Source organism: Halomonas saccharevitans, from assembly GCF_032333995.1.
Classification (GTDB): Bacteria; Pseudomonadota; Gammaproteobacteria; order Pseudomonadales; family Halomonadaceae; genus Halomonas; species Halomonas saccharevitans.
The window spans coordinates 423,277-449,462 of the sequence record NZ_JAVXUR010000003.1 but is presented as its reverse complement, the minus strand read 5'-3'; the positions used below and the strand labels follow the sequence as shown (position 1 = coordinate 449,462).

The following is a 26,186-nucleotide window of genomic DNA, read 5'->3' as shown; positions in this document are numbered from 1 at the left end:
CGGTCCGGGGTTGCCCGCCCGGCTTGTCGGCTCGGGCCGCTAGTCGCGATACTTCCTCCAACGCCTTAATCCCGACGCCCCGCCGGCACGCGCGGGCCTCACTCTCTAGAGCCTTGGCATGCCGAGGCTCACCCACACCGGAACGCACCTCCATGGACGACATCTTCAGCTTCATCGGTAACGCCTTCGGCGAGTTCATCCGCTTCATCGTCGATGGTCTGAGCGGCTTCCTCTCCGGCCTCGACGAGGTAGCCGGCAGCTTCATGCAGGGGCTATCCGACTCCCTGGGCATCCCGATCACCCTGATCAGCGTGCTGGTGCTGGCGCTGGGGCTGTGGCTCTTATGGAAGGGCCTGGCCGCGCTGCTGCGCGGCGCCTTCATCGTCATGCTCATCTGGTGGCTGCTGGGAGTGACGGTGCTGAGCTGGCTGATCTACTGACATCACCTTCCACCAACGACGACAGCGCCGCCCTCTCGGGCGGCGCTGTCGTGTCAGGTCGAGGGATAATGGAGCGCGATCTTCTCAGCGTCGTGTCCCGGCAGAAAACGGTCCTCAGGCGAGCGCTTTCTCCACCACCTCATAGACGTTGGGCGAGAGCTCCTCGGCGCGGATACGCTCGAGCTCGGCCTTCATCAGCTCCTGGCGCGTCTCGTCGAAGCGCGCCCAGCGGGTCAGCGGCGTGATCAGCCGCGCGGCGATCTCCGGATTGAGCCGGTTGAGCTCGATCACGGTGTCGGCCAGCAGCCGATAGCCTTTGCCGTCGGCCCGGTGGAAATTGACCGGGTTCTGGTTGGCGAAGGCGCCGATCAGCGCGCGCACCCGGTTGGGGTTCTTCAGCGAGAAGGCCGGGTGCGCCATCAGGAACTTCACGCGATCCAGCACGTCCGCCTGGGGTCGCGTTACCTGCAGGCTGAACCACTGGTCCATCACCAGCGGATCGTGGACCCATTTCTCGCCGAAGGCCTTCAGCGCCGGATCGGCGATGTCGCCACGCGAGCCGTGCACCAGCAGGGTCAGAGCATGGCGCACGTCGGTCATGTTGTGGTTCGCCGCGAACTGCGCCTGGGCAAGCTCGAGCCCCGCCTCGTCCTCGATGGCCATCAGGTAGGAAAGCGCCACGTTCTTGAGGCTGCGCGCGGCGATCTGCTCGGGCTGCGGGGCATAGGGCGCCTCCGAGCGGTTCTGCTCGTAGAGCCGCAGGAAGTCGTCGCGCAGGGAAGCCGCCAGGGACTGCTTGACGAAGGTGCGGGCGGCGTGGATGGCATCGACGTCGACTAGCGGCTGCTGCTCGGCGATGTAGGCCTCCGAGGGCAGCGTCAGCATCTGGGCCAGCACCGCCTTGTCGTCGATACGGGCCTCCAGCACGCCGCGGAAAGCCTCGACCACGCGCGGATCCATCACCTTCTCGACCCCGTTGCGGTGGGCGGCGATCAGGTCGTCCAGGGCCAGCAGGGCCAGGCGCTGGCCGGCATCCCAGCGATTGAAGCCGTCGGAGTCGTGAGCCTGCAAAAACGCCAGATCCTCGCGGCCATAGGGGAAGTGAAGCTTGACCGGCGCCGAGAAGCCGCGCCCCAGCGACGGCACCGGAGCCTCGCTGACCTCGGTGAAGACGAACTCCTGCTCGTCCTCGCGCAGGTGGATCACCGCGTCGGTGCCGAGCGCCTCGCCGTCCAGGGTCAGCGGCAGGTCGCGGCCAGACTTGGTGCCCACCAGGCCCAGGCGCACCGGGATGTGCAGGGCCTGCTTCTCGGCCTGGCCGGGGGTGGCCGGGGTGCGCTGGCGCAGGACCAGCCGGTACTCGGCGTTGGCGTAGTCGTACTCACCGTGGGCGTCGATCTCGGGGGTGCCCGCCTGGGAGTACCAGCGCAGGAACTGGCCGAGATCCTCACCCGAGGCCTCGGCCATGCAGTCGACGAAGTCCTCGATGGTCACCGCCTGGCCGTCGAAGCGCGAGAAGTAGAGATCGCTGCCGCGGCGGAAGGCCTCCTCCCCTACCAGGTTCGAGAGCATGCGCACGATCTCGGCGCCCTTCTCGTAGATGGTCAGGGTGTAGAAGTTACCGATCTCGATGTAGTGATCGGGACGCACCGGATGGGCGGTGGGGCCGGCATCCTCGGCGAACTGGGCGGTGCGGAAGAAGGAGACATCCTCGATGCGCTTGACCGGCGCCGAGTTGGTGTCGGCCGAGAAGCACTGGTCACGAAAGACCGTGAAACCCTCCTTGAGGGAGAGCTGGAACCAGTCGCGACAGGTGACGCGGTTGCCGGACCAGTTGTGGAAGTATTCGTGGGCGACGATGCTCTCGACGCGCTGGAAGGCGGCGTCGGTGGCGGTATCGGGATGGGTCAGCACCGCCGCCGAGTTGAAGATGTTGAGCCCCTTGTTCTCCATGGCGCCCATGTTGAAGTCGTTGACCGCGACGATCATGAACAGATCCAGGTCGTACTCGCGGCCGTAGGTCTGCTCGTCCCAGGTCATGGCACGCTTCAGCGAGGCCATGGCGTGGTCGGTCTTGTCGAGGTTCTCCTCCTCCACGAACAGCTGCAGGGTCACCTCGCGCCCGCTCATGGTGGTGAAGCGATCCTCGACCTTCTCGAGGTCGCCGGCCACCAGCGCGAACAGGTAGCTGGGCTTGGGATGCGGGTCCTCCCAGGTGACGAAGTGGCGACCGCCGGGAAGCTCCCCGCGCTCCACCGGATTGCCGTTGGAGAGCAGCACCGGCAGGGTCGCGGCATCACCGATCACCGTGGTGGAGAAGGGCGCCATGACGTCCGGCCGATCCGGGTAGAAGGTGATGCGACGAAAGCCCTCGGCCTCGCACTGGGTGCAGTACATGCCGCTGGAGCGATAGAGCCCCGAGAGCGCCGTGTTGGCATCCGGCGCGACCTCCACCTCGGTATCGAGCAGGAACGCCTGGGGCACCCGATGCACGATCAGCCCCGCCTCGCCGACCGCGTACTCGTCTTCACCCAGCACCTGGCCGTCGATGGCGATGGCCTTGAGGTCGAGCTGCTCGCCGTCGAGCTCGAGGGGCGTGCCGGCCTCGCGCTCGGGGTGACGCTCGAGATGCAGGCGCGCCTTGACTCGGGTGGCGGCGGGATCGAGATCGAAGCTCAGTTCGGTGCGAATCACGCGGTAGGCGGGCGGACGGTAGTCACTCAGGTAAATCGGCTGCGGTTCTGACATCTAGGAAGGACTCCTGTCGGTAATTGCGATCCATTGTACGGCCCGCCGTGCCCGAAGCTCAAAGCCGGGCGCTCAGCGGGCCGCGATGGGTTCGGGTCGCGACAGGATCCAGGCGGTGATCAGCACAAGCCCCGCGATGAGCGCGAGCTTGAGCCACAAGAGGCTAACGGTGAGGGCCAGCACCAGCATCGACACGGCGAGCATCGCCGCGGCGAGCCGCTTGGCGTGGCGGGGAATCGCCCGTTCGGCCTCCCAGGCGGTGATGGCGGGACCGAAGCGCGGGTGCTCGCGAATCCAGGCGGCGAAGCGCGGCGAGCCCTTGGAGGCCGCCCATACCGCCAGCAGCATGAAGCAGGTAGTCGGCAGCAAGGGCAGGAAGGCGCCGACCACGCCCACCCCGAAGCTGATCCAGGCGAGGCCCAGGAAGGCGAGACGTTGCAGGGTCGGCATCTGGCGCTCACTCCCGTTCATCGGTGTCAACTCTCATTGAAGAGCATTTCACCACCCGGTGCCAATCGCGATCGCCTATGGATGCCATCGGGATGACCGAGGTCATGCCGCCCAATCACTCGCCCGATCCGTCACGACGATCCGTCTCGACGGTCAGTCACGAAAGTTGTCGAACTGCAGCGGGAGATCGGGACCGCCTTCCCCGCGCAGCAACGCCATGACGGCCTGGAGATCGTCGCGCTTCTTGCCGGTGATGCGCACCTTCTCGCCCTGGATCTGGGCCTGGACCTTGAGCTTGCTGTCCTTGATCCGCTTGACGATGTCCTTGGCTTCCTTCTGGTCGAGGCCCTGCTTGAGGGCCACCTCCTGACGGGCGCGCACCCCGGAGAGTACCGGCTCCTCGACGTCCATGCAGCGGGCGTCGATCCCGCGCGCGATCAGCTTGTTGCGCAGCACGTCGAGCATCTGCTTGAGCTGGAAATCGACCTCGGCCTCGAGGGTCACGGTGTCGCCACCGAGCTCGAAGCTCGCGGTGACGCCCTTGAAGTCGAAACGCGACTGGATCTCGCGATTGGCCTGATCCACGGCGTTGCTGGCTTCGTGCTTGTCGAATTCGGAGACGATGTCGAAGGAGGGCATGACGATATCCTGTCCTGGTGGTCGTGAACATGGGCGAAAGGAGCGACGATTCTATCAGCCCTCGCACCGGGGCGCGGCCTCCTCGAGGGCGACCAGCGGTTTGGCCATCTGCCAGCCACCGCACCCATCCTCATAGTAGTCGCCAAGCCAGCACTCCGGACGAAAGCCCATGCGCCGGTAGAGCCCCATTGCCACATCATTGTCGGCCCGCACCTCCAGGCCCAGCACCTCGGCCTCTCTTGCGCGCGCCTCGTCCTCCAGTGTCTCCAGCAGCCGCCGGCCCAGGCCGCCGCCGCGCGACCCTGGGTGCACGCAGAACGAATAGAGCCGGGCGCGCCGGCTGCCGCGACGAAACAGCAGGGTGCCGTAGCCGAGCAGGGCCAAGGGTCGCTCATCAGGCTCGCCGCGCTGGACCACCAGGGTCAGGGCATGGGCCCGATTGAGCAGGTGCCAGAGCTGACGACGGCTGAAGCGATCACCGCTGAAGGCCACCTGCTCGAGGCGATAGAGGGCATCCAGGTCGTGGCCGCTGGCCTGGCGCAGGGTGACGGTCATCGTGAGTCTCCGGGCCTCTTGGATGCGCGTTGGTACCGACCGATCGCACGGTCGTCGGCGCGCGTCCCGCTATCTTTCCACCCGCCTCGCGCCTTGTCGAGCTGCGGCGTGGCGCCTATCGTCCTGGCCAGGACGCCTCTCAGGCTGACGCACGCTGCATTCTGGCGTATGCTGCCACTGCTCGACAAGACTTGTACACGCCACGGAGCTCCGATGAACGATCGCGATACCCGCCATCAGCAGGCGATGCAGAAACTCAAGACCCGGGTCGACGAGAAGGTCGCCGAGGCGACCGAGCAGCGGGGGCTGCTGCTGGTCTTTACCGGCAACGGCAAGGGCAAGACCACCGCCGCCTGGGGCACCGTGACCCGGGCACTGGGCTACGGCTATCGGGTCGGCGTGGTGCAGTTCATCAAGGGACTCTGGGAGTGTGGCGAACGGGAGCGGCTGGCCGATGACGAACGCCTCGAAGTCGCGATCATGGCCACCGGCTTCACCTGGGACACCCAGGACCGCGACGCCGATACTCGCGCCTGCCAGGAGGTGTGGGCCGAGGCCGAGCGGATGCTGGCGGATCCCGAGGTCTACCTGGTGGTGCTCGACGAGATCACCTATATGCTCAAGTTCGGCTACCTGGACATCGCCACCGTGAAGGCGGCCCTGGAGAACCGTCCCGCCGAGCAGACGGTGATCGTCACCGGGCGTAACGCCCACCGGGAGCTCCTCGCCATGGCCGATACCGTCACCGAGATGACCGAGGTGCGACACGCCTTCAACGGTGGTCTCCAGGCTCGTCGCGGGATCGATTACTGATCCCCGCCCCCGGTTCCGGCGTCCGAACGCGCGAAGGCCGGCCCCTGGGGGCCGGCCTTCGTGTCTTTCGCTGCTCAAGTGTGACGTGGCGATCAGCTGAAGGGATTGCGCAGCACGATGGTCTCGTTGCGATCCGGGCCGGTGGAGATGATGTCGATGGAGGTTCCGACCTTCTCCTCGAGGAAGCTGATGTAGGCGCGAGCATTGGCCGGCAGGTCCTCGACGCGCTTGACGCCCAGGGTCGACTCGCTCCAGCCGGGCAGATCCTGGTAGACCGGCTCGATGGCTTCGTACCCCTCGGAGTCGATCGGGGTGTCGAGCACCTCGCCGTCCTTGCTGCGATAGCCCACGCAGACGCGGATGTTCTCCAGGCCGTCGAGCACGTCGAGCTTGGTCAGGCAGATGCCGGAGACCGAGTTGATCTGCACCGCGTGACGCAGCGCCACGGCGTCGAACCAGCCGCAGCGACGCGCGCGCCCGGTGGTGGCGCCGAACTCGTGCCCCTTCTCGGCAAGGTGGCGGCCGTGATCATCGAACAGCTCGGTCGGGAAGGGACCGGAGCCGACGCGAGTGGTGTAGGCCTTGGTGATGCCCAGCACGTAGTCGAGATAGAGCGGGCCGACGCCTGACCCGGTGGCGGTGCCACCGGCGGTGGTGTTGGAGCTGGTCACGTAGGGGTAGGTGCCGTGGTCGATGTCCAGCAGCGAGCCCTGGGCGCCCTCGAAGAGGATGTTCTCGCCAGAGCGGCGCATGTCGTGCACCAGCGAGACGGCGTCGCAGACCATCGGGCGCAGCTCCTCGGCCATGGCCATGGCCTCGTCGAAGACCTGCTGGAAGTCCACCGGCTCTTCACGGTGGTACTCCTTGAGCACGAAGTTGTGGTACTGAAGAACTTCGCCGAGCTTGGAGGCGAAGCGCTCGCGGTGCAGGATGTCGCCCAGGCGCAGGCCGCGACGCGCGACCTTGTCCTCATAGGCCGGACCGATGCCGCGACCGGTGGTACCGATCTTGGCGATGCCGCGGTCCTTCTCGCGCGCCTGATCCAGGCGCACGTGATAGGGCAGGATCAGCGGGCAGGACGGCGACAGGCGCAGGCGCTCGCGCACCGGCACGCCCTTATCCTCCAGCTCGCGAATCTCCTTCATCAGCGCCTCGGGCGACAGCACCACGCCATTGCCGATCACGCAGAGCTTGTCCTTGCGCAGGATGCCGGAGGGAATCAGGTGCAGCACGGTCTTCTCACCGTCGATCACCAGGGTGTGCCCGGCGTTGTGACCGCCCTGGAAGCGCACCACGGCGGACGCGGATTCGGTGAGCAGGTCGACCACCTTGCCCTTGCCTTCATCACCCCACTGGGTGCCCAGTACGACTACATTCTTGCCCATTGTGCTCTCGTCTCTCGTTGCGGCACCGCGCCCTTGAAAAGGCCCAGGGCCGAGGTCATTGACCGCTGGCCGTCAGGCGCGGTCCTGGTGGGTCTCGAGGAAGCGTGGCTCCCAGCGACCGTCGATACGCTCCAGCCGACGGTCGCAGCGGTGTTCCGCCGGACCGGTGCGCTGCCCGGGCAACGCCTGGACGACGCGCTCGCCCTGCTGGCGCAGCGCCTGGAGCGCGTCGGCGAGCCCCTCGCCTTCGGCCGGGGCCCAGATGCCGTCGGGCTCGGGCTCGCCGGGAGCCAGGGTGGCCAGCAGCTTCAGGTCCATCGAGAAGCCGGTGGCCGGCCGCGCCCGACCGAAGGCCCGACCGGTGTCGTCGTAGCGCCCGCCCTTGGCCAGCGCCTGGCCGTAGTGCGGCACGTAGGCGGCGAACATCATGCCGGTGTGGTACTGATAGCCACGCAGCTCGGCCAGGTCGAAGTAGGGCTCGACCCCGGGGTACTCGGCGAGCACGCCATCGACCAGGGCACGCAGCTGATCCAGGGCCGCGCCCACCGGCTGCGGCGCTTCCTGGAACGCCTCGCGGGCATCCTCCAGCACCTCACGCCCGCCGTGCAGATCGCCCAGGGCGCGGAACATCGCCGCCAGCCCCGGGTCGCGCACGCTCTCATCGACGCGAGCATTCAGCTCGCCCGGCGACTTCAGCGCCAGGGCGTCGAACAGCGCACGCTCCTGGTCGGCATCGAGGCCGGCGGCCTCGACCAGGCTGCGGTAGATGCCGATATGGCCCAGCGCCAGATGGATCTCCGCGGCCCCGGCCGTCTCGAGGCTGGCAAGGGCCAGACACAGGATCTCCAGGTCGGCCTCGAGGCCGGCATGACCGAAGAGCTCCACCCCGACCTGTACCGGACTGCGGCCGCCCTGGTACTGGTCGGCCTTGGCGCGTAGCACGTTGGTGCAGTAGCACAGCCGTACCGGCCCCTGGCGACGCAGGGAGTGAGCATCCATGCGCGCGACCTGAGGCGTGACGTCGGCGCTGACGCCCATCATGCGGCCGGTCATCTGATCGGTGAGCTTGAAGGTCTGAAGATCGAGGTCGGTTCCGGTGCCGGTCAGCAGGGAATCCAGAAACTCCACCGGGGGTGGCATCACCTGATCGTAGCCCCAGCGGTGATAGAGGTCGAGCAGCGCTCGGCGCAGCTCCTCCATGCGACTGGCCTGGGGCGGCAGTACCTCGTCCATGCCGTCGGGGAGCAGCCAGCGGTCAGCGATGGTCATGTCGTTCATCCTGCTAGACGATGGTGGGCCTACGGCGATTCCCGGGTCGCGCGAGGCGGATCGGCGAGTGGGGCGCCGGGGAGAGGCCACAAAAAAACCGGGCCACGCCCGGTTGAAGGATTCTATCACGTTTGCAGGCCGGTTGAACCCCGGCCGGCGGGCGGCGCACCGCCCGCCGCCAGGCTCACTGATCCGTCGAGGTCGGGCTCTTGAGGTACTGGAAGAAGTCGCTGGAGGGGTCCAGCACCAGCATGTTGCCGTCGCCCTCGAAGCTTTGGCGATAGGCATCGAGGCTGCGCCAGAAGCTGAAGAACTCCTCGTCCTGGCCATAGGCCTCGGAGAAGATCGCCGCGGCCTCGGCATCACCCTCACCGCGCAGCGTCTCGGAGCGAGCACGCGCCTGGGCGAGCAGCACCGAACGCCGACGATCGGCATTGGCCCGGATCCGCTCGGACTCCTCCTGACCCTGGGCACGCCACTCGCGGGCCTCACGCTCGCGCTCGGAGCGCATACGGTCGTAGACCGCCGCGGAGACGTCCTGCGGCAGATCGATGCGCTTGACGCGGATATCGAGGATCGCCACGCCGAGCTCGTCGCGCATCAGCGCGTTGAGGTCGTTGGTCGGCCCGATCATCAGCTCGTCGCGCTGCTCGGAGATGATCTCCTGCAGGTTCAGGCGGCCGAACTCGTTACGCAGGCTCTCGTCGACCCGCGGCTGGATCAGGCGCGCCGCCTGTAGCTCATCACCGGCGGTCGCCTCGTAGTAGCGGGTGGGGTTTACCACCTGCCATTTGACGTAGGAGTCGACGATCACCGCCTTCTGCTCGAGGGTCAGGTAGCGACTGGCATCGGTATCCAGGGTCAGCACTCGGGTATCAAACTTGCGAATGGTCTGGGTGATCGGCACCTTGACGTGCAACCCGGGCTGGATGTTCTCCTCGACGATCTCGCCGAAGCGCAGCTTCACCGCACGCTCGGTCTCGTCCACCACGTAGAGGCTGTTGCTGGCCAGCCAGGCGATGGCGGCCAGGCCGCCCACGACGAGCAGGGATCGATTATTGATCATCATTAACGCCCCTCCCTGCGAATGCCATTGCTATTGCTGCTATTGCTGCTGTTGCCGCTGGACGACTGGGTGGCGCCGAGGCGCTCGAGGACTCGCGGATCCAGGCCGTCGTCGTTGCCGCCCTGGGCGCTTGAACCCGCGCTGCCGGCGCCGGAGAGGCGCTCGAGGGGCATCACCATCAGCGGGCTGTTCTCGGCCACGTCGACCATCACCTTGCTGGTCTTGCCGTAGACCTCGGACATGGCGTCGAGGTAGAGGCGCTCACGCATGATCGCGGGGGCACCCTGATATTCGGTCAGGATCGCGTTGAAGCGGCTGGCCTGACCCTCGGCCTCGGCGACCACCGACTCGCGATAGCCCTGACCCTGCTCGACCAGGCGCTGGGCCTGACCCTGAGCCGCCGGGATCACGGCATTGGCGTAGGCCAGCGCCTGGTTGATGGTACGCTGACGATCCTCGCGGGCGCGGATGACGTCGTCGAAGGCGTCCTGCACCGGATCCGGCGGCGCCGTGGACTCCACGTTCAGTGTCTGCAGCAGGATGCCGGTTCCGTAACTGTCGAGATACGACTGCAGCCGGCTGTTCACGGAGCTGCCGAGGATCTCACGGCCGGAGGTCAGGATATCGATCATGTCGGTGCCACCGACCACGTGGCGCAGCGCGCTGTCCAGCGCGTTCTCCAACGACAACTCCGGGTTGCGCACGTTGAGCACGTAGTCACGGGGATCGGCGACCTGATACTGGGCCGAGATCTCGACCGAGACGATGTTCTCGTCCTGGGTCAGCATGGATTGGGTCTGGCTGACCGAGCGAACCCGGGTCACGTTGACCATGCGCACGTCGTCGATCAGCGGCGGATTCCACTGCAGACCCGGCGTGACCACTTCCTGGAACTTACCGAAGCGCAGCACCACGCCGCGTTCGGACTGGTCGACCAGGTAGAACCCGGACGCCGCCCAGATGGCCAGCGCCACTACGATCAGCAGGCCCGGCAGGGTGAAGGCGTTGCGCGGCTTGCCACCGCCGCCCTTGCCCCCGGACCCACCGCGCTTGCCGCCGCGGCCGCCGAGCATGCCGTTGAGTTTGTCCTGAAACTTCTTCAGGGCCTCGTCGAGGTCGGGCGGCCCCTGATTGCCGCCGCCCTTGCCTCCGCCGTTGCCACCACGACCGCCACCACTCCAGGGGTCGTGCTGGTTGCCACCACCAGGCTCATTCCAGGCCATTCGTCGTCTCCACTCTGCGTTGCGTCCCATCGTTATGACACTGGCGACGGGCGTCCGTTGCGATCCTTCGGGTGCCGCCCGGCCAAGCCCGGCGTCCCTGTTGTGATGTTGTGGTACCGGCGAGGCGTCCTGCCCCGCTCGTCTTACGCCTGTTTACGCTTCCCAGACCGGCTTCTCCTGCAGGGTCGCCGGCAGGTAGTCGTCGGCGCGCTCGCCCAGGTGCGACATCAGCTGCAGGAAGTCGCGCCGCGGCAGGCGCACCCTCAGCAGGCTGTGGCCCTGCTCGTCGAAGCGCTCGTCGCGCACCGCATTCAGCTCGTGCAGGCCGGCGCGCAACTTGCCCTGCTCCGGGGCAAGGGTAAGCTCGAGGTCGATGATGTCATCGGCCAGGCATTCGGAGAGCGCCTGCTGCAGAAGCTCGAGCCCCTTGCCCTGCTGGGCGGAGACCCAGACCACCTCGGGGCGGCCCTCGCCGTCGCGCTCGATGCGCGGGGCGCTGTCGAGCAGGTCGATCTTGTTCATCACCTTGAGCGTCGGCAGATCACGCGCCCCGATCTCCTCGAGCACCCCCTCGACCTGGCCAACATTGAGCTCGCGGTCGGGGTCGGCGGCGTCGATCACGTGCACCAGCAGGCTCGCTTCCGCGGCCTCCTGCAGGGTCGCGCGAAAGGCCTCGACCAGCTTGTGTGGCAGGTGACGAATGAAGCCCACGGTATCGGCGAGCACCACCGGACCGACGTCCTCGATCTCCACACGCCTGAGCGTCGGGTCGAGGGTAGCGAAGAGCTGGTCGGCCGCATAGACCTCGGCGGTGGTCATAGCGTTGAAGAGCGTGGACTTGCCGGCGTTGGTATAGCCGACCAGCGATACGCTGGGAATCTCGGCCCGAGAGCGGGCCCGACGGTTCTGGTTGCGCTGGCTGCGCACCTTGTCGAGCCGCTTGTGAATCGCCTTGATGCGTGCCCGCAGCAGACGACGGTCGGTCTCGAGCTGGGTCTCGCCCGGCCCGCGCAGGCCGATGCCGCCCTTCTGGCGCTCCAGGTGGGTCCAGCCGCGGACGAGCCGGGTCGACATGTACTCGAGCTGGGCCAGCTCCACCTGCAGCTTACCCTCATGGGTACGGGCCCGCTGGGCGAAGATGTCGAGGATCAGGCCGGTGCGGTCGATCACCCGGCACTTGAGCTCGCGCTCGAGGTTGCGTTCCTGAGAGGGGCTGAGGGAGTGATTGAAGATCACCAGTTCGGCCTGATGGACGGCCTTGGCCTCGCGCAGCTCCTCGAGCTTGCCCGACCCTAAGAAGGTGCGCGAGTCGGGACGCTTGCGGCTGCCGGTGAGCAGCGTGGCCGGCGTGGCACCGGCCGAGCGAACCAGCTCGAGGAACTCTCCCGCATCCTCGCGCTCCTGCTCGTCCTGGAAATCCACATGGACGAGGACTGCCGTCTCACCGGCGTCGGGGCGTTCAAAAAACAATCAGTACCTCACGCATCAGTGTCCGACGGTGCGCCGGCGTCCGGGGCCGGCAGGCGCACGTTGCGCGACGGCACCACGGTGGAAATAGCATGCTTATAAACCATCTGGCTGACCGTGTTGCGCAGCAGGATGACGAACTGATCGAAAGACTCGATCTGGCCCTGCAGCTTGATGCCGTTGACCAGGAAAATCGATACCGGAATGCGCTCCTTGCGCAGGATGTTCAGGTACGGGTCTTGAAGGGACTGCCCTTTGGACATGTTGCTCTCCCTGAAGTGTCTCTGGGGGTTGATGTTATGTCGGTCATGGTCGCTTCGGCCAGGGGGGCAACGCTGTATACCCTAAGGGGCCTGTCTGCCCGGCCACCGAGAGCGCCATCTTACGCTAAGTGCCGAATTCGCGCACCAGTTTCAGCACCTCGCCCAGCGGGTCGGGACCCTGGCTGTCGACCCACTCGAGCCCCGGCCAGCTGCGCATCCAGGTCAGCTGTCGCTTGGCCAGCTGGCGGGTCGCGATGATGCCGAGCCGCTCGAGCTCGGCGCGATCGATCTCGCCCTCGAGATAGGCCCACACCTGACGATAGCCCACGCTCTTCATCGACGGCAGCGAGGGAAAAAGATCGCCGCGCCCCTTCAGCGCGGCGACCTCGTCGATCAGTCCGGCGTCGAGCATGCCCCTGAAGCGCTGGGCGATCCGCTCGTGCAGCACACCTCGGTCGGCCGGTGCGAGCCCTATCGACAACGTGCGAAAGGGAAAGGTTTCCTGGCGCTGCTCATCCCACAGCGCGCTGAGCGAGCGCCCGGCGAGCCGATGAACTTCCAGCGCCCGGGTCAAGCGCTGAGGGTCGTTGGGATGAATGCGCGCCGCTGAGACCGGATCGACCCGAGCGAGCTCCTCGTGAAGCGATGCCAGGCCATGCTCGGCCACCTGGCGCTCGAGCTCGGCACGCACCGCCGGATCGGCGGCCGGCAGGTTGGCGACGCCCTCGAGCAGGCGCTTGAAGTACATCATGGTGCCGCCGACCAGCAGCGGCACGCGGCCGGCGGCGGTAATGGCGGCCATCTCGTGCAGCGCATCCTCGCGGAAGTCGGCCGCCGAGTAGGGCTCTGCCGGATCGCGGATGTCGATCAGCCGGTGCGGCGCGCGCGAAAGCTCCTCGGGCTCGGGCTTGGCACTGCCGATGTCCAGCTCGCGATAGACCATCGCCGAGTCGACGCTGATCAGCTCGAAGCCGAGCCGCTCGTGCAGCTCGATGGCGAGGTCGGTCTTGCCGGCGGCGGTGGGGCCCATCAGCAGAATGGCAGGGGGGCGGTCATCTGACATGGTGTTCTCAGGCATTCTCTTTAGGTGGCGTGGAGAAGCTTGCCTGACGGCCGCCCCCGACGGAGGCGCTGTAAACCCGTCCCTGGGCGCTACCGACGCCATCCCTGGCGTAGGACCTCCTCTGGGGCCGGCCACCGGCGCTTCTCGGCACGAGGGCGACCATGATACCTACTGCCCCCTCAGGAAGAGGCGGTCGAGCTCCTTCATGCTCATCTCGGTCCAGGTGGGGCGGCCGTGGTTGCACTGGCCGCTGCGCTCGGTGCGTTCCATATCGCGCAGCAGGGCGTTCATCTCCTCGAGGCCGAGCTGGCGGTTGGCGCGCACGCTGCCGTGGCAGGCCATGGTCGCCAGCAGCTCGTTGATGCGCGCCTCGACCCGGTCGGAGCGCCCGTAGCGCTCCAGGTCCGCGAGCATGTCGCGCACCAGCGGCTCCACGTCGGCATCGGCCAGCAGCACCGGCACCTGGCGCACCAGCAGGGTCTCGGGGCCGGCCGCATCGAGCTCTACTCCGAGGCGCGAGAAGGCCTCCCGCTCGGCCTCGGCGGTCGCCACCTCGGCGGGGCTCGCGGCGAGCGAGACCGGCACCAGCAGCGGCTGAGCCTGCAGCCCGGTCGCATCAGTGGCGTCGCCGTGCACCTGGGCCTTCATGCGCTCGTAGACGATGCGCTCGTGGGCAGCATGCATGTCCACCACCACCAGGCCGCGCTCGGTCTGGGAGAGGATGTAGACGCCGTGCAGCTGGGCCACGGCGTAGCCCAGCGGCGGCGCCCGGGTGGCGTCCTCCTCGGGCATCGCCGGCCGCGGGGCGCGCTCTGACTGCGCGGCGCGGCGCTCGTCGAGGGCCACCCCGGCGGCGCTGCCGCCTGGGGCCGGTGCGGCGGGCTGCGGGGTCAGCAGGGTCTCCTCGTGCTCGGGATGCAGCGCCCGGTAGCCTTCCATGAAGGCGCGGACGCGGTCGGGCGTCACGCCCTGGCGCTCGTCACCGCGGCCACCATCACTGTCACCACCATGCCCGGCGGCATGGCCAGGCAGCGCCATGGGCTGCTGCTGCCAGGCCGGGGCGGCCTCGCGCACGCCAGGATCGTGCGCCGCTTCCTGTCCTGCCTGCCCTTCGGGTTGACGTTCGCCGGCCTCGTCACGCTCGCCGGGCCGCGCCTCGGCCAGTGCGCGATGCAGGCTCGAGAACAGGAAATCGTGAACCATGCGCCCGTCGCGGAAGCGCACCTCGTGCTTGGTCGGGTGGACGTTGACGTCCACCACCCGCGGGTCGACCTCCAGGTAGAGCACGAACACCGGATGACGGCCGTGGAAGAGCACGTCGCGATAGGCCTGGCGGATGGCATGGGCCACCAGGCGATCGCGCACCACGCGGCCGTTGACGAAGAAGTACTGCTGGTCGGCCTGGGCGCGGGAATGAGTGGGCAGGCCGACCCAGCCCCACAGCCGCAGGCCGCCCACCTCGAGATCGAGGTGCAGGGCGTTCTCCAAAAAGCCCTTGCCGAGCAGGGCGCCGAGGCGCCGCTCCCGGGTGACCGGGTCGTCGCCCGGGGGCAGCTGGTGGAGGGTCTTGTGGTTGTGGCGCAGCGTCCAGCCGATGTCGAAGCGCGACAGCGCCTGGCGCCGGAAGGCCTCCTCGACGTGGCCGAACTCGGTCTTCTCGGTGCGCAGGAACTTGCGCCGCGCCGGCGTATTGAAGAAGAGATCGCGCACCGTCACCGAGGTGCCGCGGGGATGTGGGGCCGGGGTGACGCGCGGCTCCATGCGACGCCCCTCGGCGACCACGCGCCAGCCGCCGCGGGGGTCCTCGTCGACGTTGGAGGTGAGCTCCAGACGCGAGACCGAGCTGATCGAGGCCAGCGCCTCGCCGCGAAAGCCCAGGCTCGCCACCCCTTCGAGCTCCTCGAGGGAGAGGATCTTGCTGGTGGCATGCCGCGACAGCGCCAGCGGCAGGTCGTCTTCGCCGATGCCGCTGCCGTCGTCGCGTACCCGGATCAGCCGGGCACCGCCGTTCTCGAGTTCGACCTCGACGCGGCGACTGCCGGCGTCGATGGCGTTTTCGACCAGCTCCTTGACCACCGAGGCGGGGCGCTCGACCACTTCGCCGGCGGCGATCTGGTTGGCCAGGCGGGGATCGAGGATCTGGATGTGTCGATTATCTGGCATGTCGCTCCGGGGCTTGGCAAGACGAGTCGGGACGTCGGGATCACGAACGGGGGATGCGCAGCACCTGGCCGACCCGGATCACGTCGCCGTTGAGCTCGTTGGCCTGGCGGATCTGCGCCACCGGCACGCCGTGACGGGCGGCGATCTCCGAGAGGGTGTCGCCGGGCTGGATGCGGTATTCGTTGCCCGCCGTGCTGCGGCCGTTGTCACGCTGCCAGGCCAGCAGGCTCGCCGGCGGCGGGTTGCGCTGAAAGTGGCCGCGGATGCCGCCGAAGATGGCATCGACCATCTTCTGCTGATAGGCCCCGTCGCGCAGCCGGCGCTCCTCGCCAGGGTTGGAGATGAAGCCGGTCTCGACCAGCAGCGAGGGAATGTCCGGCGACTTGAGCACCACGAAGCCTGCCTGCTCCACCCGCGACTTGTGCAGCCGATTGACCCGTCCCATGCGATCCAGCACCTGGCCACCGATGGTCAGGGAGTCGTTGAGGGTCGCGGTCATGGTCAGGTCGAGCAGCACGCCGCGCAGCACCTCGTCCTTGTCGTCCAGCGAGAGGTTGCCGTCGACGCCGCCGATCAGGTCGGCCTCGTTCTCGCTGGCGGCCAGCCACTGGGCGGTCTCGGAGGTGGCGCCGCGCTGCGACAGCGCATAGACGGAGCTGCCGTTGGGCCGCGGGCTGTCGAAGGCGTCGGCGTGGATCGAGACGAAGAAATCGGCCTTCTGCTCCCGGGCAATGTGGGTGCGCTGGCGCAGCCCGACATAGTAGTCGCCGTCGCGGATCATCACCGCGCGGAACCCCTCGGTGGAGTTGACCTTGCGGGCCAGGCGCTTGGCCATCTCCAGCACGATATCCTTCTCGCGGGTGCCCGAGGGGCCGATCGCCCCGGGGTCCTCGCCGCCGTGGCCGGCGTCGACGGCGATGATGATGTCGCGCCGGGGATGCGGCGTGGCCGGCTCCAGCACGTCGGGAGCGTCGACCTCGGCGGGGTTTTTGCCCTCGACCACGGCCTCGCTGCGCGCGCGCTGGGCGGCGATCTCCTGCTCGCGGATCATCGACTCGATGGGATCGATGGGATCCTCGACGGCACTCTCCCCTGGGTATTCCAGGTCGACCACCAGGCGGTGACCGTACTGATCGTTGGGCGCCAGGCTGAAGTGCCGGGGCTCGATCTCTCGCTCGAGCTCCAGCACCACCCGCAGGCCGTTGCCGTCGCGCACGCCGGTGCGCAGGGTGCTGATGGCGCTCCCCTCCAGATCCAGGGCGTCGACGCGGGTATTGAGCCGGCTGTCGTCGAGGTCGATGACCAGGCGGCGCGGGTTGTCGAGGCTGAAGACGTTGGCCGCGGCCGGGGAGGAGAGATCGAAGACCAGGCGAGCATGGTCGGGCGCCGCCCAGAGGCGCAGGTTGTCGACGCTGGCGGCCTGGGCCAGGCTCGCAAACAGGGCGCCGGCCAGCCCGAGCCCCAGCATACCGAGGCCGACCAGCAGCCGCTTGGCGCGTATCGTGGGCTTCATGACGCCGCGTCGCCCTCCGCGTTCGTGAGACAGGGCGCCAGCTCGGGCATGCTCACCAGCCGCTCGAGGACCGCCCGGCCGTGTGCGCTGCGCGCCTCGAGGAGCGCCTCGCGGCCCTCCTCGGCCAGGCTGAGGCGCACCGTGAGGTCCGGCGCGGGCAGCCAGCCTTCCCCCCGTTCCGGCCATTCGATCACGCAGAGCGCGTCCTCGGCGAGCAGGTCGCGGCCGCCGATGAACTCGAGCTCCTCGGGATCGCCCAGGCGATAGAGATCGAAGTGATGAACGAGCACGCCGGTAAGCTCGTAGGGCTCCACCAGCGTATAAGTCGGGCTCTTGACCGCGCCGATGTGCCCGTAGGCGCGCAGGATACCGCGGGTCAGGGTCGTCTTGCCGGCGCCCAGCTCGCCGGTCAGGTGCACGCGACCGTAGCCCTCGAGGGCCCGCCCCAGGCAGGCGCCGAAGGCGACCTGGCGGTCTTCGTCATCGAGTCGCAGCAGCATCGTCCTCGCCCTTGCCATCACTCACGGTCGGGTTGACCAGAATTCGCGCACAGGATGCCAGATCGCCGGCCAGCAGGCCACGCTCGCCGCCCTCGCGGGCCGCCCTGTCGGCGGCCAGGGCATGCACCAGCACTCCCAGCCGGGCCGCTGCCTCGAGCTCGAGCCCCTGGGCCAGCAGCGCGCCGAGGATGCCGGAGAGCGCATCGCCCATGCCGCCGCTGGCCATGCCCGGGTTGCCGTGGGGGCAGACGGCGAGCCCCGCGGGGCCGGCGACCAGCGTGCCGGCGCCCTTGAGCACCACCACGCCGCCGTAGCGGCGCTGCAGCGCCAGGGCCGCGCCGGGGCGGTCGGCCTCCACCTCGCCGGCAGAGCAGCCGAGCAGGCGCGCCGCCTCGCCGGGGTGCGGGGTGAGGATCCAGTCGTCACGCTGCCGGCCGCGGAATCGCGAGGCCAGCAGGTTGAGGCCGTCGGCATCCACCACCAGCGGGCGCGATGCCGCCAGGGCCGCCTGCAGCATGCCCTGCCCCCAGCTGCCCTGCCCCAGGCCCGGCCCGACCACCAACACATCGGCGCGCTCCGGCAGCGCATCGAGATCCCCGGCGCCGCGCACGCCGTGGACCATCACCTCGGGTCGACGCACCAGGCTCGCGGTGACGTGTTCGGGCGCGGTGGCGAGGCTCACCTTGCCGGCCCCCAGCCGCGCGCAGGCCTCGGCGGCGAGCAGCGCCGCTCCGCCGAACCCCGGCGCCCCGCCGAGCACCAGGGCATGGCCGTGATCGCCTTTGTGGGCATCGCGCGGCCGGGTCGGCAGCCAGGCCGCGATCAACCCGGCCTCCAGCCGACGGGCGGCGGGGGCGAGATCGCCCTCGGCCTCGGCGTCCACGCCGAGGGCGCAGAATACCAGCTCGCCGACGTGCGCCGGGGCCGCGCCGGTATAGAGGCCCAGCTTGTCGGCGATGAAGGTCACGGTGCGCGTCGCCCGGATCGCAGCGCCGAGCGTTGCCCCGGTATCGGCGTGGAGCCCCGAGGGAATGTCGATGGCCAGCACCGGCAGGCCGCTTTCATTGACGGCCTCGATCGCCTCACGAGCCTCGCCGCGCACCTCGCCGCCGAGGCCGGTGCCCAGCAGCGCATCAACGACGACGTCGCCCTCGAGGCGAACATCCGCCCGCCAGGGCTCGGCCGACACCCCGGCCGCCGTGGCCATGTCGGCGGCGCGCCGGGCGTCGCCGGTCAACGCCTCTACCGGCTTGAGCAGCACGCGCTGCACGGCTAGCCCCTCGGCGGCGGCCAGCGCCGCCAGCACGTGGCCGTCGCCGCCATTGTTGCCGCCGCCGCACAGCACGGAAAGCGCGCGCGCATGTGGCCAGCGCGACCGCAGGTCCTGCCAGGCGGCGGCCGCCGCGCGCTGCATCAGGGCGAAGCCCTCGATGCCCCTCGCGATGGTGCGCCGGTCGAGCTCGCGGACCTGCTCGGCGCGATAGAGCGGCCGCAGCGTCGGCGCGGGATGGTCGGCTGGCCGGGTCATGCGGTGTCTCCTCGTTCGGGATGCTTTACCATACCGAGTGTAAATTCTCTGCGCCCCACGCCAAGTCATGGGGCCTATCTGCATGGTGTTTTCTCGATCATGAGCCCAGTGTCCCCCACGGGTGACGACCCCGACATGGCCGCCCTCGCCGAGAGGATCAAGACCTGGGGCCGCGAGCTCGGCTTCCAGCAGCTGGGCATCACCGACGTCGACCTGGCCGAGGACGAGGCCCACCTCGAGGCCTGGCTGGACGCCGGCTATCACGGCGAGATGGGCTTCATGGCCAAGCACGGCACCAAGCGCACCCGCCCGGAGGAGCTGGTGCCCGGCACCCGGCGGGTGATCAGCGTGCGCCTGGACTACCTGCCCGCCGAGGTGGAGACCACCAAGGTACTGGGTCGACCGTCGCTGGCCTACGTCTCTCGCTACGCCACCGGACGCGACTATCACAAGTTGATGCGCAAGCGGCTGGCCACACTCGCCAAGTGGATCGAGGCCGAGGTCGGCGACTTCGGGTATCGCGCCTTCGTCGACTCCGCCCCGGTGATGGAGCGCGGCCTGGCGCGCAAGGCCGGGCTGGGCTGGTTCGGCAAGAACGCCATGCTGCTCAACCCGAAGGCCGGGTCGCTGTTCTTCCTCGGCGAGCTCTATACCGATCTGCCGCTGCCGGTAGACGCGCCCTTCGAGACCGATCACTGCGGCAGCTGCAGCGCCTGTCGCACCGCCTGCCCCACCGGGGCCATCGTCGAGGACAAGGTGGTCGACGCCCGGGCCTGCATCTCGTACCTGACCATCGAGCTGTTTGGCGCCATCCCGGAGCGCTACCGCGAGGCCATGGGCAATCGGGTATTCGGCTGCGACGACTGCCAGCTGGTCTGCCCCTTCACCCGCTTCACCCGGGTCAGCCAGGAGCCGGACTTCGCGCCCCGCCACGACCTGGACCGGGCGAGCCTGGTCTCGCTGTTCGCCTGGGGCGAGGAGGAATTCCTAGAGAAGACCGCCGGCAACCCGATCCGGCGCATCGGCTACGAGCGCTGGCTGCGCAACCTGGCCGTGGGGCTCGGCAACGCGCCCTGGAGCCAGGCCGTGGAGGCGGCGCTGCTGGCGCGGCTACCCTACCCCTCCGACCTGGTCCGCGAGCACGTGCGCTGGGCGCTGGACCGACAGCGTGAGAAGCGCCGGGCGCGCATTGCCAGCACCGGCTAGCCTGTCTCCCCATCGCCGGCGCCGCCAGCCTCCGGCGTGCGCCGCAGTCGCTTGGTCCATCGCTGGCGGGCGTATTTGCGCAGGTTGGCCACGTTGTCGGTCTCGTCGACGATATCCTGGCCCAGGATCGCCTCGATCACGTCCTCCAGGGTGACCAGCCCGACCCAGGTACCCAGCTCATCGTAGACCACGCAGAGATGCTGGCGGTCGCGCAGCATGACCGCGAAGAGGTGCTCGACGTTGTCGTCCACCTGGACGCTGCGCACCGGATGCATCAGCGACTTGAGGGTGGCCTCCGGCTCGGCATGGTAGGTGTCGGCCTTGTGTACGTAGCCCAGCGCCTGCTCGCCGCCGTCCATCACCGGGAAGCGCGTGAACGCCGAGCGTCCGAGCTGCTCATCGAACTCCGCCACGCTCATCTGCGGTTTGACGATCACCGAGACCGTGCGCGGGGTCATCACCTCCTTCACCCCAATCTCGTGCAGGTTGATGATATTGGTGATGACCCGCACCTCGTCGGCGTCCAGGGCCTTTTCTTCCAGGCCGATCTGCGCCAGCGCCTTGATCTCGCCGCGCATGTCGGTGTCGTGCTCGTGGCGCCCGATGCGCTGGGTGATCGCTTCGGAGAGCCAGATGAGCGGCTTCATCGTCCACACCATCACCCCCAGCACCTTGACCATGCTTCCCGCCAGCTGGCGCCAGTAGGTGGCACCGATGGTCTTGGGAATGATCTCGGAGACGAACAGGATCAGCAGCGTCATCACCGCCGAGGCGATGCCGAGCCAGGCCTCGCCGAACACCACCGTGACCTGGGCGCCCACGCCCGTGGCCCCCACCGTATGGGCGATGGTGTTGAGGGTCAGAATCGCGGCCAGTGGCCGGTCGATGTTCTGCTTGAGGTGGGCCAGCCGGCGATGCAGCTCGGGCTGCGTCTCGCGCAGCCCCGCCACGTAGCTTGGCGTCATGGAGAGCAGCGCCGCCTCGAGCAACGAGCAGATAAAGGAGACGCCGATGGAGAGGATCGCAAACGCGGCTAGCAGGAGCATGGTGCCTCGATTCGTGGCTCAGGGAAGCCGCCAGGCGGCTCCCGCATCATCGATCATGCTCCGCACCGCCGCAACCGGGGTCGTCACTCCTCCTCGTCACCGCGCTGGTCGGCCGTCTTGAGGAAGGTAGTGCGGTAGTGGGCGAGCTCGGCGATGGACTCGCGGATGTCGTCCATGGCGAGGTGCACGTTGCGCTTCTGGAAACCCGCCAGGGCGCCCGGATTCCAGCGCTTGGCGATCTCCTTGAGGGTCGAGACGTCGAGGTTGCGGTAGTGGAAGAAGGCCAGCAGCTCGGGCATCTCACGCTCCAGGAAGCGGCGATCCTGGTGGATGCTGTTGCCGCACATCGGCGAGGCGCCGGCCTCAACGTTGGCGGCGAGAAACTCGAGGGTGCGCCGCTCGGCCTCGGCGGTGTCGATCCGGCTCTCCTTGACCCGCTGCACCAGCCCCGAGCCCCCGTGGGTCCTGGTGTTCCAGTCGTCCATGGCGTCCAGCAGCGCATCGGGCTGGTGCACCGCGATCACCGGGCCCTCGGCGACCGTGTTGAGGTCGCTGTCGGTCACCAGGGTGGCGATCTCGATGATGCGCTCGCGGTTCGGGTCAAGCCCGGTCATCTCCAGGTCGATCCAGATCAGGCGCTGGCGGCGTTCATCGGCGGTGGCGGGCGTGGCATGCTCGGTCATGGGACATCCTTGCGGGGCGACGGCTGACGACAGCGGGCGCCTTGGGTGAGTACAATGCGCCCTATTGTAGCGAGCTTCGGGCCCCCATGAGCAAACGCAAGTTGAGCCGCCAGCAGCGCTGGCGCATCGAGAAGGTTCAGGCCGAGCGCGCCCGTCGCGCCGATCGGCGTGATTCCCAGGACAGCGACAAGCTGGCCGCCGGCGAGTACGGTCCGGAACAGAACGGCCGCGTGGTCGCCCACTTCGGCCGCACCCTGGACGTGCGCCCCGACGAAGGTGGCACGGCCGTCCGCTGCCACCTGCGCGCCAACCTCGAGGGGCTGGTCACCGGCGACCGGGTGATCTGGCGCGCCGCCCATGACGCCCGCGACGGCGTGGTGGTGGCCCGGGGCGAGCGGACGAGCGTACTGGAACGCCCCGATCCCCGCGGCCAGCTGAAGCCGGTGGCCGCCAACATCGATCAGATCCTGATCGTCTTCGCGGTGGAACCGGCGCCCCACGCCAACCTGATCGATCGCTACCTGGTGGCCGCCGAGGCCACCGGCATCGCGCCGGCGTTGGTGCTCAACAAGATCGACCTGCTGCCAGAACAGGGCGGCGAGCTGCGCGCGCTGCTGGCCCGCTATGAAGGACTTGGCTATCCGGTGGTCACCACCACCACCGAGCGTGAAGGCGGCCTCGCGGATCTGTACGCCCGACTCTCCGGCCGCACCTCGGTGTTCGTCGGCCAGAGCGGCGTGGGCAAGTCGTCGCTGATCGACCGCCTGCTGCCCGATGAGGCGCTGCGCATCGGCGCGCTCTCCGAAGACTCCCGCAAGGGCCGCCACACCACCACCACCGCTCGGCTCTATGACCTGCCGGCAGCGGACGCCGGAACGCCTGACGAGGCCGGCAGTGGCGAGCTGATCGATTCGCCGGGAATCCGCGAGTTCGGCCTGATCCACCTGGACGAGCAGCAGGTCACCGAGGGCTTCATCGAGTTTCGCGACGTGCTGGGGCGCTGTCGCTTTCGCGACTGCCGTCACCGCCAGGAGCCGGGCTGCGCCCTGCTCGCCGCCGTGGAGCGGGGCGAGATCCACCCCGAGCGCTTCGCCAGCTTCCGACGCATCGTCGAGAGCCTCGAGACAAGCTGACGCCAGACGCCAGCCCGGGCGACTACCCTGAGGCGCGGGTGACCGCATCGCGGAGCCTACCTCAAGGAGCCGAATTTAAGGAGAGTGTGCCATGAGTTCCGAAGACAACCTGCTCCCGCTGATCGTCGAGCCCGACCAGCTGGCCGCCCGGCTCGACGAGCCGTCGCTGTTGATCATCGACGTGCCCGCCCGGGCCGACAGCCATCAGGAAGGCCACGTGCCCGGCGCCCTCTTCCTGGATCATCGGCGGCTGCTGGCTGGCGAGGGCGAGGTGCCCAACGAGGTGCCCTCGATCGAGGCGCTCTCGCGGCTGTTCTCTTCGTTCGGCCTGACCCGCGACACCCACGTGGTGGCCTACGACGACGAGGGCGGCGGCTGGGCCGGGCGCCTGCTGTGGACCCTGGAGCTGATCGGCCACACCCGCTACTCCTACCTGAACGGCGGCCTGCACGCCTGGCGCCAGGACGGCCACCCCCTCTCCACCGAGACGCGGGCGCCCGAGCCCAGCGACTACCGGGCTGAGATCCTCCACCCCGAGGTCGCCATCGATCGCCTCGAGCTCGAGGAGCGCCTGGGCGAGAAGGGGCTGGCGATCTGGGATGCCCGCTCGCGGGCCGAGTACGATGGCGAGAAGGGCAACAATCGTCGCCTGGGCCATATCCCCGGGGCAGTCAACATGGAGTGGACCGACGCCATGGACCGCGAGCGCGGGCTGCGCCTCCGCGACTATGCCGAGCTCATCACCGAACACGAGACCCTGGGGCTGACCCCGGACATGGAGGTGGTCACCCACTGCCAGAGCCACCACCGCAGCGGCTTCACCTGGCTCGTGGGCCGCGCGCTGGGCTTCAAGAAGATTCGCGGCTACGCCGGCTCCTGGCAGGAGTGGGGCAACCGCGACGACACACCCATCGAGAGCTGATGGCCAGTGCTTCCGGCCACGCCTGGGCGTGGCCTTCCCTACCGATTTCCTGATGGACGACTGCCCGTGTCACTCGCTCGACTCTTCGCCCTGATCCAGTATCCCCTGCCCCATCATCTGCTGTCGCGGCTGCTGGGCCGGCTCGCCGACTGCCAGCAACCCTGGCTGAAGAATGCCCTGATCCAGGCCTTCATCCGCCGGTTCGAGGTCGACATGGACGAGGCCGCCGAGCCGGACCCGACGGCCTACGCGACCTTCAATGACTTCTTCACCCGCGCCCTGGAGGACGATGCTCGCCCGATCGGTGAAGGCGTGGTCTCCCCCGCCGACGGCACCCTCTCGCAGTTCGGCCCCATCGAGGCCGGCCAGCTGATCCAGGCCAAGGGCCACCGGTTCTCGGCCATGGAACTGCTCGGCGGCGACGGTGAGGCGGCCAGGCGCTACCTGGGCGGCAGCTTTGCCACCGTCTATCTCTCGCCGAGCGACTACCACCGCGTGCACATGCCCGTCGGCGGCACCCTGACCGAGATGGTCTACGTGCCGGGGCGCCTCTTCTCGGTGAACGCCGCCACCACCCACCACGTGCCCAACCTCTTTGCCCGCAACGAGCGGCTGGTGTGCCACTTCGACACCGAGCACGGCCCCATGGTGATGGTGCTGGTGGGGGCGATGATCGTCGCCGCCATCGAGACGGTGTGGGCGGGCCAGATCACCCCCCTGCCCCGTGGCGACGTACAGCGCATCCACTTCGGCACCCCAGTACGCCTCGAGAAGGGCGAGGAGATGGGCCGCTTCAAGCTCGGCTCCACCGTAGTGATGGGCTTCGCCGAGAAGCTGGACGTCGACGGCCTGGCGCCCGAGCAAACGGTGCGCATGGGGCAGTCGCTGGGGCAACTGCCTCACTAGGATCAGGGCTTTATCGGCGGAAAGTCCCGGGGTGTCGGACCATCGCGAAGGCGCTGTAAACCCATCCTTGGGCGCTACCGATGCCCTGCTGCGCTCTCGCGTCCCGCTCCGCTTGCAGGACCGGTGCTGGCCATCCTTGGCCAGCCCGTTCGGAGGAATCCTCCTCACCCATGACATAGGGCCTTCGCTTCGACTTCCCTCCGAGCGCCCTGACCTTTCAGACTCAGCAGCGGGGCGTGGCGAAGGCCATCACCTCGGCGACGCTCTCCTTGCCCAGCGCCAGCTGGATCAGCCGGTCGAGCCCCAGCGCCACGCCGCTGCCGGCGGGCAGCCCGCTCTCCAGGGCCGCCAGCAGGCGCTCGTCCACCGCCACCTCGGGAAGCCCCAGGGCGCGCCGGGCGGCGTTGTCCTCGGTGAAACGCGCGCACTGCTCCGCGGCGTCGGTAAGCTCGTCGTAGCCGTTGGCGAGCTCGAGCCCGCCGAGGTAGAGCTCGAAGCGCGAGGCGACCGGCGCGCCATCCTCCGGGTCGCGACGGTGGCGCGCCAGGGCGGCCTGACTGGCCGGGTAGTCGACCACCACGTCGATCCCGTCGCGCCCCAGGCCCGGTTCGATGACGAAGCTCATCAGCAGATCCAGGCAGCCGTCACGATCGCTGTCGGCCATCGACAGCCCGCCCCGCTCGCCGGCCAGCCGGCGTAGCGACTCGAGCGATGCGGTAAAGGGATCGATGCCCAGCGCCTCACGGAAGAGCTCGCGGTAGCGGCGCTGGCGCAGCGGCCCGGGGTCGCGACCCAGCACCCTCGTCACTAGCGCGGCGGTCTCCTCGATCAGCGCCTCGAGGCCGAGCCCCGGGCGGTACCACTCCAGCATGGTGAACTCGAGGTTGTGGCGTCGGCCCACCTCGCCGTCGCGAAAGCTGCGCGCCAGCTGGAAGATCGACCCACTGCCTGCCGCCAGGAGGCGCTTCATGGCGAACTCCGGTGAGGTCTGCAGCCACAGCCGTTCGCGCCCGGCCGGGGTGGTCGCCTCGGCCGAGAGAGAGGCCAGGTGCACCTCGGTGCTGCCGCCATGGCCGAGCACCGGGGTCTCCACCTCCCACACGTCGCGCTCGGCGAAGAAGGCCCGTACCTCCTGTATAAGCCGCGCACGCTCGCGCAGGGTCGCGATCGTCGCCGTGGGGCGCCAGTCGTCTGTCATGTCCCGA

Annotated in this window: 24 protein-coding genes; 6 read left to right on the top strand and 18 right to left on the bottom strand. The window is 68.5% G+C overall.

Features of this window, described 5'->3' with window-relative positions; translation table 11 throughout:
- Positions 1–152: 152 nt before the first annotated feature.
- Complete coding sequence (locus RSO68_RS10125; protein WP_315586500.1) at positions 153–440, top strand: hypothetical protein; 288 nt, start codon at positions 153–155, stop codon at positions 438–440.
- A gap of 114 nt (positions 441–554) precedes the next feature.
- Here the strand turns inward: RSO68_RS10125 and pepN are convergent, their stop codons facing one another.
- The 4 genes from pepN to RSO68_RS10105 form a co-directional block, all read right to left on the bottom strand.
- Complete coding sequence (gene pepN, locus RSO68_RS10120; protein WP_315586499.1) at positions 555–3,188, bottom strand: aminopeptidase N; 2,634 nt, start codon at positions 3,186–3,188, stop codon at positions 555–557.
- A gap of 72 nt (positions 3,189–3,260) precedes the next feature.
- Positions 3,261–3,638 carry a YbaN family protein gene (locus RSO68_RS10115; protein ID WP_089847297.1) on the bottom strand — a complete coding sequence of 126 codons (378 nt, stop codon included), beginning with the start codon at positions 3,636–3,638 and terminating at the stop codon, positions 3,261–3,263.
- A 153-nt stretch (positions 3,639–3,791) separates the two neighbouring features.
- The gene (locus RSO68_RS10110; protein ID WP_089847166.1) at positions 3,792–4,277 is read right to left on the bottom strand and encodes a YajQ family cyclic di-GMP-binding protein; all 486 of its coding nucleotides are present in this window, start codon (positions 4,275–4,277) and stop codon (positions 3,792–3,794) included.
- 54 nt (positions 4,278–4,331) lie between these two features.
- On the bottom strand, positions 4,332–4,832 hold the full coding sequence (locus tag RSO68_RS10105) for a GNAT family N-acetyltransferase (protein ID WP_315586498.1): 501 nt from the start codon (positions 4,830–4,832) through the stop codon (positions 4,332–4,334).
- Between the two features lie 213 nt (positions 4,833–5,045).
- Here RSO68_RS10105 and cobO point away from each other — a divergent pair, with 213 nt between their 5' ends.
- Positions 5,046–5,645 (top strand): cob(I)yrinic acid a,c-diamide adenosyltransferase, encoded by a 600-nt coding sequence (cobO, locus tag RSO68_RS10100; protein ID WP_315586497.1) that lies wholly within the window; start codon positions 5,046–5,048, stop codon positions 5,643–5,645.
- A gap of 92 nt (positions 5,646–5,737) precedes the next feature.
- Here the strand turns inward: cobO and RSO68_RS10095 are convergent, their stop codons facing one another.
- The 11 genes from RSO68_RS10095 to RSO68_RS10045 form a co-directional block, all read right to left on the bottom strand.
- Positions 5,738–7,030 carry an adenylosuccinate synthase gene (locus RSO68_RS10095; protein ID WP_089847160.1) on the bottom strand — a complete coding sequence of 431 codons (1,293 nt, stop codon included), beginning with the start codon at positions 7,028–7,030 and terminating at the stop codon, positions 5,738–5,740.
- A gap of 72 nt (positions 7,031–7,102) precedes the next feature.
- Complete coding sequence (locus tag RSO68_RS10090) at positions 7,103–8,299, bottom strand: ATP phosphoribosyltransferase regulatory subunit (RefSeq protein WP_315586496.1); 1,197 nt, start codon at positions 8,297–8,299, stop codon at positions 7,103–7,105.
- A 184-nt stretch (positions 8,300–8,483) separates the two neighbouring features.
- The gene (gene hflC, locus RSO68_RS10085) at positions 8,484–9,365 is read right to left on the bottom strand and encodes a protease modulator HflC (protein WP_315586558.1); all 882 of its coding nucleotides are present in this window, start codon (positions 9,363–9,365) and stop codon (positions 8,484–8,486) included.
- Positions 9,366–9,367: 2 nt separating this feature from the next.
- Positions 9,368–10,588, bottom strand: a complete 1,221-nt coding sequence (hflK, locus tag RSO68_RS10080; protein WP_315586495.1) for an FtsH protease activity modulator HflK — start codon at positions 10,586–10,588, stop codon at positions 9,368–9,370.
- A 153-nt stretch (positions 10,589–10,741) separates the two neighbouring features.
- Entirely contained in the window at positions 10,742–12,058 is a 1,317-nt protein-coding gene (hflX, locus tag RSO68_RS10075; protein ID WP_089847154.1) for a ribosome rescue GTPase HflX, read from the bottom strand.
- Between the two features lie 8 nt (positions 12,059–12,066).
- On the bottom strand, positions 12,067–12,318 hold the full coding sequence (hfq, locus tag RSO68_RS10070; protein ID WP_089847152.1) for an RNA chaperone Hfq: 252 nt from the start codon (positions 12,316–12,318) through the stop codon (positions 12,067–12,069).
- Positions 12,319–12,442: 124 nt separating this feature from the next.
- Entirely contained in the window at positions 12,443–13,381 is a 939-nt protein-coding gene (gene miaA / locus RSO68_RS10065; protein ID WP_315586494.1) for a tRNA (adenosine(37)-N6)-dimethylallyltransferase MiaA, read from the bottom strand.
- Positions 13,382–13,549: 168 nt separating this feature from the next.
- Entirely contained in the window at positions 13,550–15,544 is a 1,995-nt protein-coding gene (mutL, locus tag RSO68_RS10060; protein ID WP_315586493.1) for a DNA mismatch repair endonuclease MutL, read from the bottom strand.
- Positions 15,545–15,584: 40 nt separating this feature from the next.
- Positions 15,585–17,012 (bottom strand): N-acetylmuramoyl-L-alanine amidase, encoded by a 1,428-nt coding sequence (locus RSO68_RS10055; protein WP_315586557.1) that lies wholly within the window; start codon positions 17,010–17,012, stop codon positions 15,585–15,587.
- A gap of 41 nt (positions 17,013–17,053) precedes the next feature.
- The gene (gene tsaE / locus RSO68_RS10050) at positions 17,054–17,557 is read right to left on the bottom strand and encodes a tRNA (adenosine(37)-N6)-threonylcarbamoyltransferase complex ATPase subunit type 1 TsaE (protein WP_315586492.1); all 504 of its coding nucleotides are present in this window, start codon (positions 17,555–17,557) and stop codon (positions 17,054–17,056) included.
- A complete protein-coding gene (locus RSO68_RS10045; protein WP_315586491.1) occupies positions 17,538–19,085 on the bottom strand; it encodes an NAD(P)H-hydrate dehydratase in 1,548 nt (515 codons plus the stop codon). The genes tsaE and RSO68_RS10045 overlap by 20 nt, the downstream gene beginning before the upstream one ends.
- A gap of 99 nt (positions 19,086–19,184) precedes the next feature.
- Here RSO68_RS10045 and queG point away from each other — a divergent pair, with 99 nt between their 5' ends.
- Positions 19,185–20,291 (top strand): tRNA epoxyqueuosine(34) reductase QueG, encoded by a 1,107-nt coding sequence (gene queG, locus RSO68_RS10040; RefSeq protein ID WP_089847142.1) that lies wholly within the window; start codon positions 19,185–19,187, stop codon positions 20,289–20,291.
- On the opposite strand, the gene RSO68_RS10035 is transcribed toward queG, so the two are convergent.
- Positions 20,288–21,337, bottom strand: coding sequence for a CNNM domain-containing protein (locus RSO68_RS10035; RefSeq protein ID WP_089847140.1), 1,050 nt, complete (start codon positions 21,335–21,337; stop codon positions 20,288–20,290). The two genes, queG and RSO68_RS10035, sit on opposite strands and share 4 nt — an antisense overlap.
- An 83-nt stretch (positions 21,338–21,420) precedes the next feature.
- Positions 21,421–22,020: an oligoribonuclease gene (orn, locus tag RSO68_RS10030; RefSeq protein WP_315586490.1), complete on the bottom strand. Its 600-nt coding sequence runs from the start codon at positions 22,018–22,020 to the stop codon at positions 21,421–21,423.
- Between the two features lie 86 nt (positions 22,021–22,106).
- Here orn and rsgA point away from each other — a divergent pair, with 86 nt between their 5' ends.
- The 3 genes from rsgA to asd all read left to right on the top strand — a co-directional run bounded on the left by rsgA (position 22,107) and on the right by asd (position 24,981).
- Entirely contained in the window at positions 22,107–23,153 is a 1,047-nt protein-coding gene (rsgA, locus tag RSO68_RS10025) for a small ribosomal subunit biogenesis GTPase RsgA (RefSeq protein ID WP_315586489.1), read from the top strand.
- Between the two features lie 91 nt (positions 23,154–23,244).
- Positions 23,245–24,075 carry a sulfurtransferase gene (locus tag RSO68_RS10020; protein ID WP_315586488.1) on the top strand — a complete coding sequence of 277 codons (831 nt, stop codon included), beginning with the start codon at positions 23,245–23,247 and terminating at the stop codon, positions 24,073–24,075.
- Positions 24,076–24,141: 66 nt separating this feature from the next.
- Complete coding sequence (gene asd / locus RSO68_RS10015; RefSeq protein ID WP_315586487.1) at positions 24,142–24,981, top strand: archaetidylserine decarboxylase; 840 nt, start codon at positions 24,142–24,144, stop codon at positions 24,979–24,981.
- 223 nt (positions 24,982–25,204) lie between these two features.
- Here the strand turns inward: asd and epmA are convergent, their stop codons facing one another.
- Complete coding sequence (gene epmA / locus RSO68_RS10010; RefSeq protein ID WP_315586486.1) at positions 25,205–26,179, bottom strand: EF-P lysine aminoacylase EpmA; 975 nt, start codon at positions 26,177–26,179, stop codon at positions 25,205–25,207.
- Between the last annotated feature and the right edge of the window lie 7 nt (positions 26,180–26,186).